Raw genomic sequence first — 15,716 nt, forward strand, 5'->3', positions numbered from 1 at the left:
GGGTAAGACTAAGGAGTAATTTTAATTTATTTCTCGGTATTTATAGTTTTCAGCATCAACTAAAATACTTGTAGCCCGAAAAAATACAAATGCCTTAGTATTAGTCTTCCCAGTACTATGAAAAAAATCACATGGGTGTTCAAAAATTTATGGATTCTTTAAATATGTCTTGCTTCATCTGCCGACAAGCTTCTTCAATAGCATCTATACTAACTAGATTAACTAATCCATAATAATTAAAAATATAGACTCTATTATTTTTATTTTCCTGTAATTTTTGCCAAAAAAAATTATTTTTCAACAGCATCTAATACCGATGTAGGAGAACTATCAGGTGAGCTAACCTCAGGATTTTCTTCTATAACTTTCTCATCTGAAAGTGTTACATACCCAGCAATAGGACTTTTTCCCTGTACTGCTGTCGCCAAGTTTTTATTTGGTGACAAGATTGATTGAATAGTTACTATTAATAAAGTAGAATGACCCTGATTAAGTTCATCCGGTAAAAAATTCTGCAAAAAAAACGACGAGTACGCACATCAGCTAAAAATCCCCTAAAATGTCAGATGATTGTGCTACTCGCCGGGAGGTATACAAGGTTTTTGAGAAAAGCTGTAGTTAATATACATGAATAAACTGAGAAAGTAATGTTGTATAGATTACAAATCATACTTTCTTTTAAATTATTTTAAGTATCTTTTTTTACGTTTAGCTTCCATCTCTAAGTAAAGTCAAGTCTTCGGGTGTATTGCAGTTAAACAGTATTTCTGGATTTGATAAAGGTAGGATTTCTACAGAATAATCTTTGAGCCAGCGTTGGAACGATCGCCCGCCTTGATTGATAAACTGTAATAGTTGAGGTAAACAGCGAAGGCGATAGAAACCACACAACACTTCCCATCTTTTTGAGTGATGAGCTAAAGCTGCGATCGCATCATCATCTACACTATCAAGTATTGCTATCCAATCTTGTAATACCTCAACTCGCAACTTCGGTAAATCACAAGCTAGTAACAAAACCCACTGAGTTTTTACCTGCGTCAAACCTTGAGCAAACCCCACTAAAGGCCCTTGGGAATGAGGGGATTCTCGAATAAACTGGCAATTAGGTAAATCTAAATGTTGATAGCGTTCTGGCCAAGGTGTCACTACGTAAACAGTATCAGCACAACTTGCTGCAATACCACAAACCCTTTGCAACAATGGCATACCTTGCACGGAAATCAAAGCTTTATCTTCACCCATCCGGGAACTTTGACCACCAGCTAAGACAATAGTAGTGATGAGTGCTGAGTGGTGAGTGGTGAGTGGTGAGTGGTGAGTGCTGAGTGGTGAGTGCTGAGTCATGAGTGATGATAAAAATCTACCTTGTTTAGCTTGTCACCCTTCACGCTCTAATTTGGCTCTGTTGCACTTGCTGTAACAACTGTTCAAAACTCCCGGCTGAGGGGAGACATTTTAAACCTTGGCAAACTAAACCAACACTATCTGCGGGTAAATTAGATACTACAGTCAACACAGCAGTTGGTAAGTATTTGGGAATCAAGAAATTGATTTGCTCAGTGGTGGTGCGAATCAAAGTGCAGTTACGATACCAATCTAAAGCGGTAAACAAACTGGGACAGGCTTGGGGTGCTTGCTGCATTACACTATTAAAAGCCTTTAACCCTTGCTCGGCTAAATCTAGATAATGGAGATCATCAGTGAGTAGTGCTAGACGGACTAAGTTAGCGATCGCAATTCCGTTTGCTGATGGTGTAGCATTATCAGCATAACTGCGTTCCCGCACAATTAAATCTTGACTGGCATCACTGGCTGTATTGAAGTAGCCACCTAATTCTACACTCCAGAGAAATTCATTAAATTCAGTTTGGAGTGCGATCGCTTTTTCCAACCACAAAGACTGCTGTGGGTTCTGCGTTTGGTATAAGTCCAGTAATGCTTTAATAAACAAAGCATAATCTTCAGACTGGGCTAATACAGTTGGTTTACCTTCATAGTTGAGTCTATGAAAACGCCCATCTACAAACTGATGCTCCCAAATAAAGTTTGCTGCTTGTGCTGCTATCTTCCAATACTCAGGCTCATGGAATGCAGCCGCAGCCCTGGCTAAACCGGAAATCATTAGGCTATTCCAAGCCACAATCATCTTTGTATCTGTGACAGGAGGAATACGTCCTGGCCAATTCACAGTTTTGGCTTCCTGGTTGTCCCGTGCTGGGGGAAAAGTCTGGAGTGTATCAGCAGGAGTTCCATAACGAGCCGTAAACAGTTTACCTAACGTCACTTCTAACGTTATACTCAACTGCCCTGCATTGCGTCTTTGCAATACATTATTACCTTCAAAGTTGCCGTTAGGGGTAACTGTAAACTGTTGTTGTAATTCTGTTAGTTCTGTTGGTGTTAATAGTTGTGATAGTTCAGCGTAACTCCAAACGTAAAAAGCTCCTTCCTCTGGTTCTTTTTCCCCAGGATTGGTAAAATTATCGGCATCTTGAGCCGCATAGAAATAACCAGTCGGTGCAGTCATTTCTCTTTGCAGCCATTCGATAGTACCAGATACAGCCCTAGCAAATGCTGGCTCTTGGATACCTGCACTCCATAAATTAGCCAGATACTCCACAATTTGACCATTGTCATAGAGCATCTTTTCAAAATGGGGGACTGTCCAAGTGGGATCAACAGTGTAGCGGTGAAAGCCCCCAGCCACATGGTCATAAATCCCACCCAAGGCTAAATCTAGTCCTCGCTGACTGCAAACTTGTTGACCATCATAGCGGGACTCAAAATTAAATCTTGTTCCCTGCAATGCTAATTCTGCGTAGGGAATCATGGGAAAACTATTACCATGCTGATTATTTGGCGTAATAATCCCTGTACTAGTTTCCCAACCCCGCCGTAGCAATTCCTGGGCTTGAGCTTCCTGTATAGCCTCACCTTGTAAAACCGCAGAGGTTAAAAGTGACTCTACAATTAAAGCCTTACGTTGGCGTAAATCCTCTTTTTCTGTATCGTAGTAGCGACGCAACGCTTGGAGAACTTGCAAAAAGCCAGGCCGGTTATAGCGGGTTTCTACAGGAAAGTAAGTTCCAGCGTAAAACGGGACTAAATCTTCTGGGGACAAAAATACATTTAAAGGCCAACCCCCTTGACCACTCATCATTTGCAAAGCCTGCATATAAATGCTATCGATGTCTGGTCTTTCTTCCCTATCTACTTTGATAGGCAAGAAATTAGCATTCATATACTCAGCGATCGCTTGATCAGAAAAAGCCTCACCTTCCATGACAGTACACCAATGGCAACTGGAATAACCAATCGATAGAAAAATCGGTTTATCTTCTGCCTTAGCTGTGGCGAGAGCGTCATCACACCAAGACCACCAATCAATGGGGTTTTCGGCGTGTTTGCGGAGGTAAAGACTCTGGGCTTGAGCCAAGCGATTAGTCATGGTTTAGGTGCAGATAGTTGCCTTATTTGCTCAGTCTACCTGCTGCCAGTCTTGATCTCAATGTCTAAATATATATTTTTTAAGAAAACTAATCAGTAAAATATTATTGGCGAGAACGCAACAACATACTAATCATTTGCACAGGTGTTTCTGTTGAAGGCGAAATAGTCCTTGATTGAAGTCGAGTATTTGGGCTAAGTCCTGCAATCACATGGAGTAAGAAAGTGATGATGGCGGCTTGCACAAGTTTTTTTGGCATGGCAGGTCTCCCTCAGTTGATACCTTTTTAGTAAGATTGGCGAATCTAACTACACCTTGTCACCTTGTTTGATCGGATTTTCTGGAAATAAATATGGAATAGGTGACTCGCATGGAAAATGGTGTACCAGATTCTCACACTCACCTCTCTGGACGTACTTTCACTATAAAAAGTGCCTGGAGAGATTTTTGGCATCTATCCAAGCAAGGAAAAGTTTTTTTGTGGTTTGTAGTCGGCATTTCCGTCTCTTTGTCCTTGCAACCAGGTGAAAACATTTGTAGGTAAAGGCGGATATCCATACCTTTAAACTTTGATCGAAGACCACAATCAGCCGTTGTCATCGATAAAATAGAATTTAAAATAGCTACAAGTAAGCTGCGTCAATAACTCAGGGCTAAAGCCACTGAGCTTGTAAAGAACAAACTTTACGTGTTTGACTAGCCCATTGAGACTAATCCTGATACGCACTTCCGAATGCTTCCCTAGTTCGGATTATCTGCAAGACTGTTTGTTCAGTCGTTGGGTTAAGCCAAGACATTTTGGATTAGTTGGGCGATAGCGTAGCGTTAGCGAGTCTTCGAGCGTCGGGGACTTAAACAGGTTTGCTAGTTCCTGGGATTATATCCATTCAAAAACTAGCATTCTAATGACCACTGCGGTTTTAACCGCTCGTGTCGCTTACCTCTCAGGGCTAAAGCCTCTGAGTTTCCCACTTACCGCCAGGTCTTATGACTATTCCTATCGTTATTGAACAATCGGGTCGCGGTGAACGCGCTTTTGATATATACTCACGCCTGTTGCGTGAGCGGATTATTTTTTTGGGTGAACAAGTTGATAGCCATTTAGCTAACTTGATAGTTGCCCAATTGCTATTTTTGGATGCTGAAGACCCAGAAAAAGACATTTATTTGTATATAAATTCCCCTGGTGGTTCTGTCACTGCTGGTATGGGAATTTTTGATACCATGAAACACATTCGCCCTGATGTCTGTACTATTTGTACTGGACTAGCGGCAAGTATGGGTGCTTTCCTCCTTAGTGCTGGTACTAAAGGTAAGCGGATGAGTCTACCGCATTCGCGGATTATGATTCACCAACCTCTAGGCGGCGCACAAGGTCAAGCAACTGATATTGAAATTCAGGCGCGGGAAATTTTGTATCACAAGAAACGGCTCAATGATTTTTTAGCTGAACACACAGGTCAGCCCATTGAGCGAATTGCAGAAGATACTGAACGTGATTTCTTCATGTCCCCACAGGAAGCCAAGGAATATGGCTTAATTGACCAAGTGATTGACCGTCACGCTACTGGTCTCCGTCCTCCAGTAGCGGTTGTGGGTTAACTAGCAAAAATTGGAGGTTGGGGCGTCAGGAAACCCATCACCCTAATCTATGTCTGACTTTTCACGTTATGTGGAAAAGCTAACGCGAAACCTAACCCCCTAACCCCCTTCCCTAGTTAGGGAAGGGGGGAATATGTAGAGACGTTGTATACAACGTCTCTACAGTTGTTAGGAGAGTGGTTCTCCAGATCCCTTAAAACCCTGCAATTGGGTCTGGTTGTGATTCTAGGTATTTGAGGAAACTGTGTAATTCGTCTTCTGTTAGTAAAGTGCGTCCTCGCTTACCGTAGGTTGTAATTAAGTATTCTCTTCCTTGTTCTGGTGTCCAACCTAGACGCTGCAACTCCACATCAGTTTTAGCTATGACATCAGATAAATCCACGGGTTCAGTTTTTTTCTTTTTCTTCCCCGTTCCAGATATAGGCGCAACATTTTCTGGGGGATTGTAACTACGTGGTGTAAATGGGGTGACATTACTCGCAGTCATATCACTGAAGGCGGTATTATCTGACTGTTTAGCAGACATCAATGGTAGGTCTTCTACTGCTGCGTTGACTTCTGGTTCTGGGTAGCTGAAATCTGGGCTGTGGATGCTATCACTGGGAATAAATGTGTCAATTTTAGATTGGCTGTCATCGCTAGTTAATGACCAGTGATTACTGCCAAATTTGCTGTCTGGAAGAGAAGCAGAGGGAGACTCTGGGAAAGTAGGATTAACAGGATTAAACTGTACTGGTGATATTGGTTCTGGAGCAACTACTTGTACTGGCGATATTGGTTCTGGAGCAACTTGTACTGATGTCTGTACCGTACCAGTAATTCCCAATACCATTAATGCCCTAGTTCTGGCTTGGTCTTCGGCGGCTTCTACGGTTTCGGCTGATGCCATACCAGTAGCACGGGTTACACCTTCTATTTGGACGCTTGCCCGAACAATATATTTTCCCTGAAAAATTTGCACTAATTCAGAAATTAAACTGCCGTTGGGATACAAGCTCTGGAATTGAGCCAACATAATATTGCCACCAAATCTATTTCTATAAAAATTATGGGGTTGATGCTACTGATGTACCCCAAACACCGTTTGTTCATTTACCTTACGCAATTAGACAATAAATTTTATTGCGTGTGACTAACCTTGTCTCAAGTAGTTTAATAAATAGTATTTTAACTTTACATCTACTCAGTTTGCTGTGGATAGAAAAATATATCCAGACAACTTGACCAACAGTTTAGCGATCGCCAAACTGTTGTTAATGGCTGTAGCATTTGCGATCGCCTTTAATAATCACTGTTAACTTACTCTCAGTGGCTTGACTATTAATGCTATACTGATTACCCAATTCAAGATCCAAAACTATTTTCTGGAAGTGCGCTCTAAATCTACAATAATGGAGATAAGGTTCGCCCTCACCGCTTGTTAGGCTGCTACCTGTTTGTTACTGATTCTACATACGGACAAATTGGGTAATTCGGCAGTTGCTCCTAGTAAAAAATCAGAGTCTCATGGCGTAAAAGTACCTTCAAGCTAGACCATCAAACACCTGTAGTTTCCCCTAAGTGACGCTTTTTTTGGGTGATGTGGAGAGTTATTCCCACCCAGGACTCAAAACCAGTCGTGTAATTAACACTAACGGGAAAACTTTCAATCAGCCTTACGTTCATAAGTTTGGTTAGGTGAAGGTACTTAAGCGTAGACTAACTCTGAAATTGTCATGCAGTGAGAAGTTCCGTCAGAGTGTACTCCTCCGGGAAAGCAAGCTACACGGATCATCTTGTAAAATAGCATCTTCCCGCCTGGGTAGATGAGCCTTTATGAGAATGTCGGGAACACCGCCTCAGGGCAATTCGTTTCCAGCTAATATACTGTAGTCCGTGAGGGCATACGGCAAAGAACCAGATTAAACCAACGTCAGTAACCCAGCCCTAAAGGGACTGGGCTTGTAAGAGTAATCAAGCAAGCCGTACTGACCAGACCACTCGGTAAAACGAGTAGCCGTTATTTGAGTCACGACACCTCGGAATGCGTAGCTAGTTCCCTGCTCTGTCGCTTGTGATTAAACAGTTCTAAGGTCACTGGAACAGTGTTGCAAGCCTAACAAGCTCTTATAACAGGTCGAAGCTAACATTACTGGAACAGCAAGGCGATTCTCGGCATACAGGGAAGGTGGTAAATACTGTTCCTCTATTTACCACACCCCGTAAGGGGACTGCGACTCTCATTCGCTCGTGCCGCTTCCCTCTCAGCACTGAAGTGACTGAGTTTCCCGCATCCCGTGTATTTCTATGATGTTTTGACCAAAGGTCGGTTCACTGCATGGAATTTTCAATCGCTACACTCCTTGCCAATTTCACCGATGATAAATTGGTAGCTCGCAAAGTCTTGGAAAAGAAACTAGGTTGCGAGGATGAAGACAGTTTAGAAAAACTCCAGATAGCCTTGGAGGTGTTGGAAAAAATCGGACTTTTGGCAAAGGAACGGGGTAAGTATCGCCGCATCACAGAAGAAGGTCTAATTGAAGCTAAATTGCGTTGTTCTAGCAAAGGCTTTTGCTTCGCCATTCAAGATGTCGAAGGGGCGGAGGATATTTATATCCGCGAAAGCCATTTGAGTAATGCTTGGAATGGCGATCGCGTTTTAGTCAGAGTTCTCAAGGAAGGTAGTCGTCGCCGTTCTCCTGAAGGAGAAGTAAAGTTAATTTTAGAACGTTCTAATAACACTTTATTGGCACGGATTAAACAAGTAGAAGGAGGTTTTCGGGCTGTTCCCTTAGATGACCGACTCCTCTTTGAACTCAAAATTCTCACTAACGGGATGAAATTGGAGGAAGCCCTCGACCACCTAGCCCATGTGGAAGTGCTGCGTTATCCCTTAGCTCAGTATCCCCCCCTTGGTCGAGTAGTTCAAATTCTCGGTAGTGATGCTGAAGCCGCAGCTGATATAGATTTAGTTACCTGTAAACACGATTTATCTCGGACTTTCTCAGAGTCAATTTTAGATGCAGCCGCCAAGTTATCCAAAAGGCTGTTAAAAGCCGACCTGAAAAACAAACTCGATTTACGTAATTTATTTACTATTGCGATTACTGAAGTCAATAGTGACACGAAGGTAATAGAAAATGCCCTGAGTTTAGAAAAAACTATTGCTGGTAATTGGCAATTAGGCTTTCATATCGCCGATGTTTCTCACTATGTCCAACCTGACGAACCTTTAGATCGGGAAGCCCTCAAACGCGGTAGGTCAGTGTATTTGGGTGATTTAGTGTTGCCCATGTTACCAGAGGCTGTAGCCGATCGCTGTTCATTAGTTCCCAAAAGCGATCGCTTGGCTATCTCATTTTTAATGACCATTTCTCCCCAATCAGGTGCAGTGTTGGAATGGGAAATCCAACCGAGTGTCATTCATGTAGATACAGCCATTACCAAACAACAAGCAGAAAACATTCTCCAAGGTAAAGCTAAAAAAGAATCTCCACAAGCCATAGAACTAATCCAAAATCTCATCAGCATCGGCACAGGGATCAAACAAGTGCGTCTGGCTCGTGGTAGCTTGCAGTTAAATCTACCCGCCAACCAAAACCCCTATTGTGATGAAGGAAGTCTGGGGGCTGTGATTGTTAATGATTCCCCAGTGCGATCGCTACTCACGGAATTAGTGCTATTAGTTAATGAACTAATGGCTACCCACCTCAACGCTCTAGGTGTTCCAGCTATCTGGCGTTTACAAGGTACACCCGACCCTGAAGACGTGCAGGAAATGCTGAAGTTAGCGATTAACTTAGGTGTGGAATTATCCCTAGAACCAGAAGTAGATATCGAACCCTTAGATTATCAACACCTGACTAGAGCTTTTGCTGATTCCCCCTCTGAGCAAGTGTTGACTTATCTATTACAAGATACCCTCAAACCAGCAGTTTACAGCACCACCAAAGGTAATCACTTTGGTTTAGCTCTAGCCCAATACACTCACTGCACCTCCCCTTTACGGCGTTATCCTGACTTACTGATGCAGAGAGTGTACTATCAGCTACTAGAACATGGACGCGATCGCCGCAATACCCGTGTGAAAGAACGGATAAACCTGCGCCACTCCTACAGCCACGGGGAAATTAACTGGAATGTCCTCCCCCCAGAATTGCAGCAAGAACTGCAAAGCGACTTGACACGGGTGATTATCCAAATCAACGACAGGGAAAAGGAAGTCCAAGAAGCCGAAGCCGATTTAGCTGGACTGCAAAAAGCCCAACTCATGAAACAGCGCATTGGACAAGTATTTCAAGGCGTAATTACCGGCGTGCAGTCCTATGGTTTCTTTGTGGAAATTGAAGTTCCAGCCGTGGATTTTGAAGTCAAGGGTAATCCTGGTGTACCTTTACGGGTAGAAGGACTAGTACACGTTAGTTCCCTCAAAGATGACTGGTACGAATACCGCGCTAGACAACAGGCACTATTTGGCAGGAAAAATCGCGCTTCTTATAGATTAGGCGATCGCGTCTCCGTCCAAGTGAAAAGCGTCGATTACTATCGCCAGCAAATAGATTTAGTCACCGTTGGTAGCGATGGCTTAGTCAAAGGCTTAGGTGTTGGTAATGTAAATGGTGATATGCCGGATATCTACCTACGTAACGATCTTGAGTCAGATGATTTAGACCCTTATGCTGAGGAAGAGTAAATTTTTGTTAAGCACCGGTGACATATCATAGCAAACCCCTAATTATCGGCGTATCAGGAGCATCTGGCCTGATTTACGCCGTTCGCGCCCTTAAATATCTGCTGGCGGCAGACTATGAAGTTGAATTAGTAGCCTCTAAATCAAGTTACATCGTTTGGCAAGCCGAACAGGATACTCGAATGCCAGCAGAGCCAAATCAGCAAGAGCAATTCTGGCGTGAACAAGCCGGAGTTCCTCTTGCAGGTAAGCTACGCTGTCACCCTTGGAGTAATGTCGGAGCTAATATTGCCAGTGGTTCTTTTCGCACCTTGGGAATGATTGTTATTCCTTGCAGCATGAGTACCGCCGCCAAGTTAGCCGGCGGTTTAAGTTCCGACTTGCTAGAACGAGCCGCCGATGTTCAAATTAAAGAGGGACGCAAGTTAGTTATCGTCCCTCGTGAAACTCCCTTTAGCCTAATTCACCTGCGAAACTTAACAACTTTAGCAGAGGCTGGAGTCCGCATTGTCCCGGCTATTCCCGCTTGGTATCACAACCCTAAAACCGTCGAGGACTTAGTTGATTTTGTCGTTGCTCGTGTTTTAGATCAACTAGATATTGATTGCATACCTATTCAACGTTGGGAAGGCAACAAATAAGTTAAAAGTAAAAGAGTGCTGCTCCCTGCTCCCTGCTCCCTGCTCCCTGCTCCCTGCTCCCTGCTCCCTGCTCCCTGCTCCCTGCTCCCTTGCTTTATGGCTGTAATTCGTTTAACTCTCTTAATAGCAATCATGGGCGGACTAGCACTGTTGTTAGTTCAAAATTGGTCGCCTGTGCTATCGCTAGTCTTTTTAGGTATGCGAAGCCAGCCATTACCCTTGGCAATGTGGATTTTATTTAGCACGGCGGCTGGTGCTGGTACATCTCTATTAATTACTAGTTTGTCTAAATTATCTAATTATTTTGAGCCTCGCCAAATTCCTTCCTCATCAAATACAACTTCTAGGCGTACTCAAGCTAAGAATCGAGAAGAATTTACATCTGCGCCATACACGCCTCCACCACCAAAAAGCCAAGCAGAGTCCACCAGGAAAGAGACATTTGACGACGAATTTGATGATTGGGAAAATAACAGTGCAGATGATGACTGGAATTTTGATCAACAGTCACCCCCAGCACCTAAATCTAGTTCTCAAAATGAGCCAGTTCGAGACTCTACTAATTACGAACGCCCACAACAAAGCAAAACGGGTTCTCGCTCTGGTTCTACCTATTCTTATAGCTACCGTGAACCAAAAAACACCGCCGCAGGTAAGTCAGAATCAGTTTACGATGCTGATTACCGAGTTATCATTCCCCCTTACCAAGCACCAACTAATGATGTAGACAATGAGGAGGATGATGATTGGAGTTTCTTTGAAGAGGATGATTCTGAAGATAATAAACCGCGTAGATGAGGGACTGGGGAGAAATCAAGTCAAAAGTCAAAAGTCAAAATTAATTAACTTCTGGGGACTGGGGATTGGGTAACTAAACCCTACTCTCTACTTCCCATTCCCTACTGCCTTTTATACACTGTTCACGGGATTCTTGCTTGACATTGCCGTTCATGGCAGCTTCTTGTAAAGTCATGAAGGCATTTAAATCTTCCAAATCATACTGAGTAGTTAATAAATATCGTAATTGATTTTCTGCTGCAACCGTCAGATAGCCAGTTACTAAAGCCTGTTGCACAACGTCACGAATTCGAGTCATGGTTGATGCCTCACTACACACCACATTAATAGATTCGGGCTAATGATCGGAAAATATGCAGTATTCTTTAAACTCCAACCGGTTAATTGATAAGGCTGGTTGATAATTATGGAAAATTAGTCATTTTTTACACCTTAATCTGCAACTATTTTTAATAAAGGCTTGCCATCATTAGAGTTTAAAATTATTTTGCTGTGCTGTATATGACTCAGTAATATGCACCAGTGAAACATTCGATTAAGAGGTAGAGTAATCCTAATTAAGATTGACGAAACTGTTTCACTTAAAGTTTCTGACAAGCTATATAAATTTTCCATTAAGCCTAACCATATCTAATTAATCACTGGATAGTCACCTAACAAAAGTTAGTAAATTCGTTATAAATTTATCTGTAATTTATTCTGACTTTATAGAAGAATCGCTAATATATGTACAAAGTTACATTAAATACATATATAGCAGTAATGACAACAATTAATTCCAATCAAATAGAGGAATTTATAGAGGCAACAAATAATTGGGAATTAGAAAAATTATACATAGATTTAGCATCTACTAAAGGTAAAGCTCTGACTCCTGTAGAAAAGAAATTCCTCAGAGGCTTATTATGTGGGTGTAGTCCCGCAGAAATTGCCACTGTAGTTTATCAAAGTCGTAGTAGTAGTACAGTCAGAGTTTATTTGTCTAACGGACTGTATAAATATATAGAAGAAATGTTGAGTACTCAAGCGGGATACTTAATTAAAGTCAAGAATTGGAGTCGTGTAACTTATTTGCTAGAAAAAGCAGGATACAAAAAAGATAGGTTGCAATTACAACCAGTTAACAGTAATAAACAAATCCCCAAAGAACCAGAAGTTAATTTAATTAAAATTAAATCAACACCTATCATTGATTGGGGTGCAGCAATTGATGTTAGTAATTTTCAGGGACGAACCACAGAACTAACAAAAATTAAACAGTGGGTTTTACAAGACCATTGTCGCCTAGTGCTACTCTTGGGCATGGCTGGAATAGGGAAAACGGCCTTTTCTGTAAAACTAGCCCAAGAGATGCAACAAGACTTTGAGTATATTATCTGGCGATCGCTACGTCTCGCACCTACCCTAGAGCAGATATTAGATGAACTTATTACTGCTTTATCCCCCAACCTAGAGCTGAAAATTGCCGATACAGTAGAACATAAACTTTCCCAACTGATAGATTGTTTGCGTTCTGCTCGTTGTTTAATTGTATTGGATAACTTAGACTCACTTTTAACAAGTAAAAATGAATACATAGAAGCTAGTAGTTCTAATCAAGAAAAGTCTGCTATTACTTGTCTTTTATCGCCAATTAAATATCATCAAGGATATGAGGTTTATCAAGAATTAATTCGTCGGATAGGAGAAACGTCACATCAAAGCTGTTTAATCTTAACTAGTCGAGAGAAAATACCAGAAATTGCTGCTTTAGAAGGGGAAAAATTACCTGTTCGTTCCTGGAAGATTACGGGACTAGGAAAACAAGAAAGCCTCTCAATTATCCAAAGGAAAGGTTTGAGTGAGCCTTCAGAGAAAGAATTACCAGTATTACTTGAGCGGTATGCAGGTAATCCCTTATTCTTACAACTAGTAGCCACAGCTATTCAAGAATTATTTGGTGGCGATATTGCGGAATTTCTGCATCAGGGTAATGTTGTTTTCGGAGATGTGCGCTTAATTTTAGATCAACAATTTAATCGCTTATCGCAGATAGAAAAAAATGTCATGTATTGGCTAGCAATCAATCAAGATTTTGTTTCAATAAGTCAGTTACAAGAGAACACTATACCCGGATTATCGCCACGACTATCACAAAGACTAATCTTGGAAGCTGTAGATTTATTACAAAAGCGTTCTCTTATTGAACAGCAAGGGGGTAAATTTTCGCAAATTCCCGTGTTAATTGACTATACAATTGAACGCCTAATAGAGGAAAATTTTAAATTAAGTGCCGAACAAAAATACTGCTTATTAATGCAGACCATTTTGACAGCGCGCCGCCAAAACCATACACGAGAAAGTCATCTGAAAACGGAGTTTTAAAGTAGCGTGAGTAGTTTGTTACAAGGAGTTAATCTATACCTAATTGGGATGATGGGGGCTGGTAAAACCACGGTAGGTCAATTACTAGCCAAGCAATTAGGTTATGGATTTGTTGATACTGATAGTGTAATTGCCCAGGCTGCAAAAAAATCTATTAACCAACTATTTGCAGAGGCAGGAGAAGCAGAATTTCGTCAGTTGGAAAGTGATGTTTTAGCACAAGTATGTGCCTATACCAAGCTGACTATTGCTACAGGAGGGGGTATTGTGCTACGGAGAGAAAACTGGGGTTATTTGCACCACGGTTTAATTGTATGGCTAGATGTGCCAGTGGAGTTACTTTATACCCGCCTAGCTGAGGATATCACCAGACCACTACTACAAGATGCTGATCCCCAAGACAAACTGCGATCGCTCCTCGAACAACGTACACCACTTTACGCCCAAGCTGATCTAAGAATTCCCGTCCTAGATGGAGAAACGCCAGAACAAATTGCTGACAAAATAATGGCAGCAATTCCTAGCGTGTTAAAAAAGCCTATTTCTAATTCGTAATTCGTAATTCGTAATTCGTAATTCGTCATTAAAGCCACAATTCCGAATTATACTGACTTGCATAAATATGTAAGCTCAACTCCTGTTCATGATGGTTAACGATACTGAGTACATCAGGCAAACTGAAGCTACGCGGGTGCGTGTTCTCAGCGAAGCACTACCTTATATTCAACAATTCGCTGGACGCACCGTTGTTGTTAAATATGGTGGTGCTGCCATGAAAGATAGCACCCTGAAAAGCCAAGTTATTCGGGATATTGTCTTTTTATCTTGCGTCGGCTTGCGGCCAATCTTAGTCCACGGTGGCGGCCCAGAAATTAATAGTTGGTTAGATAAACTGGGCATCGAACCACAATTTAAAAACGGTCTACGTGTCACAGATGCCGCCACAATGGATGTTGTGGAAATGGTGCTGGTAGGTCGAGTTAATAAAGAAATTGTTGAGTTAATTAACCAAGCTGGCGGTTTGGCTGTGGGGCTGTGTGGTAAAGATGGTAACTTGATTACTGCCCGTCCCCAAGGTCAAGAAGGTATTGGCTTTGTGGGGGAAGTCAGTAATGTTAATATCAAAATTTTAGAAACCCTGTCTAGTAATGGCTATATTCCCGTAGTTTCCAGCGTTGCGGCTGATGAGTCAGGACAAGCTTATAACATTAACGCCGATACCATCGCCGGAGAAATCGCCGCAGCATTAGGGGCAGAAAAGTTGATTTTATTGACCGACACCAGAGGGATTTTAAAAGATTATAAAGACCCCTCGACCTTGATTCCCAAAGTAGATATTCGGGAAGCGAGGGAATTGATTGTGAGTGGTGCAGTCAGTGGCGGGATGATCCCCAAAGTTAATTGTTGCGTGCGATCGCTTGCTCAAGGTGTACGTGCAGCCCACATCATCGACGGACGCATTCCCCACGCCCTACTACTGGAAATTTTCACCGATGTGGGTATTGGGACGATGATTTTAGGTTCTCAGTTTAGTTGAAGAGAGGAAGCAGGAAGCAGAGGGCAGGAAGCAGAGGTTATTTATCTGCCCAATGCTCAAAGCTTGGCAAAATAAAAGCAGTGCTGATTGGTTGGTAAACAGTGGTGAATACAGAAACTTTAGAACTAGCAAGAACTAGATACCAAGCAGGTAAATTTGCCTTTGAAAATGGCAAATACCGAGAATCTGTAGAAAATCTAGAAAAAGCAAGGGATTTATTGGAACGTAATTCCCGCTTGGGAGGTGAAGTAGATATTTGGTTAGTCACAGCCTATGAAGCAGCCGGAAGAACAGAAGATGCGATCGCGCTTTGCCAAGAACTCCGTCGTCATCCCTACTCAGAAACTCGTGATCAAGCACGCCAGTTAATATACATCCTGCAAGCACCAAAACTGAAAAGACCCAGTAATTGGATGACTGAGATTCCCGATTTAGGCGCACTATCTGATAATGAATCTAAAATCATTATACCTCCCAAGCCGCGCCAATCCTCTCAACGCACAGCACCAGCCGAAAAAGAACTTGTGGATCTTAGTCAAGTTAATACTAAAGATAATCGCTTTATCTGGGTAGCATTAATTGCCATTGGGTTGACTGTTTCTTACTTGGTTTGGCAAGGATTTTAGGACTTAGCAGAACAGGGGCTAGTGCCGC

General features: G+C 42.1%; 14 protein-coding genes. 8 read left to right on the plus strand and 6 right to left on the minus strand.

What is annotated here, in order from left to right; genetic code table 11:
* Positions 1–290 precede the first annotated feature (290 nt).
* The 4 genes from L6494_RS05790 to L6494_RS05805 all read right to left on the minus strand — a co-directional run bounded on the left by L6494_RS05790 (position 291) and on the right by L6494_RS05805 (position 3,710).
* Complete coding sequence (locus tag L6494_RS05790; RefSeq protein WP_237992248.1) at positions 291–518, minus strand: hypothetical protein; 228 nt, start codon at positions 516–518, stop codon at positions 291–293.
* Between the two features lie 190 nt (positions 519–708).
* Positions 709–1,245: a molybdenum cofactor guanylyltransferase gene (locus L6494_RS05795; protein ID WP_237995848.1), complete on the minus strand. Its 537-nt coding sequence runs from the start codon at positions 1,243–1,245 to the stop codon at positions 709–711.
* A gap of 142 nt (positions 1,246–1,387) precedes the next feature.
* Entirely contained in the window at positions 1,388–3,451 is a 2,064-nt protein-coding gene (locus tag L6494_RS05800) for a thioredoxin domain-containing protein (protein ID WP_237992250.1), read from the minus strand.
* A gap of 103 nt (positions 3,452–3,554) precedes the next feature.
* The gene (locus L6494_RS05805) at positions 3,555–3,710 is read right to left on the minus strand and encodes a hypothetical protein (protein WP_237992252.1); all 156 of its coding nucleotides are present in this window, start codon (positions 3,708–3,710) and stop codon (positions 3,555–3,557) included.
* Positions 3,711–4,438: 728 nt separating this feature from the next.
* Between L6494_RS05805 and clpP the strand changes: the two genes are divergently transcribed.
* The gene (gene clpP, locus L6494_RS05810) at positions 4,439–5,053 is read left to right on the plus strand and encodes an ATP-dependent Clp endopeptidase proteolytic subunit ClpP (RefSeq protein ID WP_237992254.1); all 615 of its coding nucleotides are present in this window, start codon (positions 4,439–4,441) and stop codon (positions 5,051–5,053) included.
* A gap of 193 nt (positions 5,054–5,246) precedes the next feature.
* Here the strand turns inward: clpP and L6494_RS05815 are convergent, their stop codons facing one another.
* A complete protein-coding gene (locus L6494_RS05815; RefSeq protein WP_237992256.1) occupies positions 5,247–6,068 on the minus strand; it encodes a hypothetical protein in 822 nt (273 codons plus the stop codon).
* A gap of 1,302 nt (positions 6,069–7,370) precedes the next feature.
* Between L6494_RS05815 and L6494_RS05820 the strand changes: the two genes are divergently transcribed.
* The 3 genes from L6494_RS05820 (at position 7,371) to L6494_RS05830 (ending at position 11,161) form a co-directional block, all read left to right on the plus strand.
* Positions 7,371–9,725: a ribonuclease R family protein gene (locus L6494_RS05820; RefSeq protein WP_237992258.1), complete on the plus strand. Its 2,355-nt coding sequence runs from the start codon at positions 7,371–7,373 to the stop codon at positions 9,723–9,725.
* Between the two features lie 17 nt (positions 9,726–9,742).
* Entirely contained in the window at positions 9,743–10,363 is a 621-nt protein-coding gene (locus tag L6494_RS05825; RefSeq protein ID WP_237992260.1) for a flavin prenyltransferase UbiX, read from the plus strand.
* A gap of 96 nt (positions 10,364–10,459) precedes the next feature.
* Positions 10,460–11,161, plus strand: a complete 702-nt coding sequence (locus L6494_RS05830; protein WP_237992262.1) for a LapA family protein — start codon at positions 10,460–10,462, stop codon at positions 11,159–11,161.
* A 73-nt stretch (positions 11,162–11,234) separates the two neighbouring features.
* On the opposite strand, the gene L6494_RS05835 is transcribed toward L6494_RS05830, so the two are convergent.
* Positions 11,235–11,459 carry a hypothetical protein gene (locus tag L6494_RS05835; protein WP_237992264.1) on the minus strand — a complete coding sequence of 75 codons (225 nt, stop codon included), beginning with the start codon at positions 11,457–11,459 and terminating at the stop codon, positions 11,235–11,237.
* A gap of 464 nt (positions 11,460–11,923) precedes the next feature.
* On the opposite strand from L6494_RS05835, the gene L6494_RS05840 reads away from it, so the two are divergent.
* The 4 genes from L6494_RS05840 (at position 11,924) to L6494_RS05855 (ending at position 15,688) form a co-directional block, all read left to right on the plus strand.
* Positions 11,924–13,525, plus strand: coding sequence for an NB-ARC domain-containing protein (locus L6494_RS05840; RefSeq protein ID WP_237995850.1), 1,602 nt, complete (start codon positions 11,924–11,926; stop codon positions 13,523–13,525).
* A 6-nt stretch (positions 13,526–13,531) separates the two neighbouring features.
* A complete protein-coding gene (locus tag L6494_RS05845; protein ID WP_237992266.1) occupies positions 13,532–14,080 on the plus strand; it encodes a shikimate kinase in 549 nt (182 codons plus the stop codon).
* Positions 14,081–14,168: 88 nt separating this feature from the next.
* The gene (gene argB / locus L6494_RS05850) at positions 14,169–15,062 is read left to right on the plus strand and encodes an acetylglutamate kinase (RefSeq protein ID WP_237992276.1); all 894 of its coding nucleotides are present in this window, start codon (positions 14,169–14,171) and stop codon (positions 15,060–15,062) included.
* Between the two features lie 104 nt (positions 15,063–15,166).
* Positions 15,167–15,688 carry a hypothetical protein gene (locus L6494_RS05855; RefSeq protein WP_237992278.1) on the plus strand — a complete coding sequence of 174 codons (522 nt, stop codon included), beginning with the start codon at positions 15,167–15,169 and terminating at the stop codon, positions 15,686–15,688.
* Positions 15,689–15,716 lie beyond the last annotated feature (28 nt).

Source organism: Nostoc sp. UHCC 0870, assembly GCF_022063185.1.
Lineage (GTDB): Bacteria > Cyanobacteriota > Cyanobacteriia > Cyanobacteriales > Nostocaceae > Trichormus.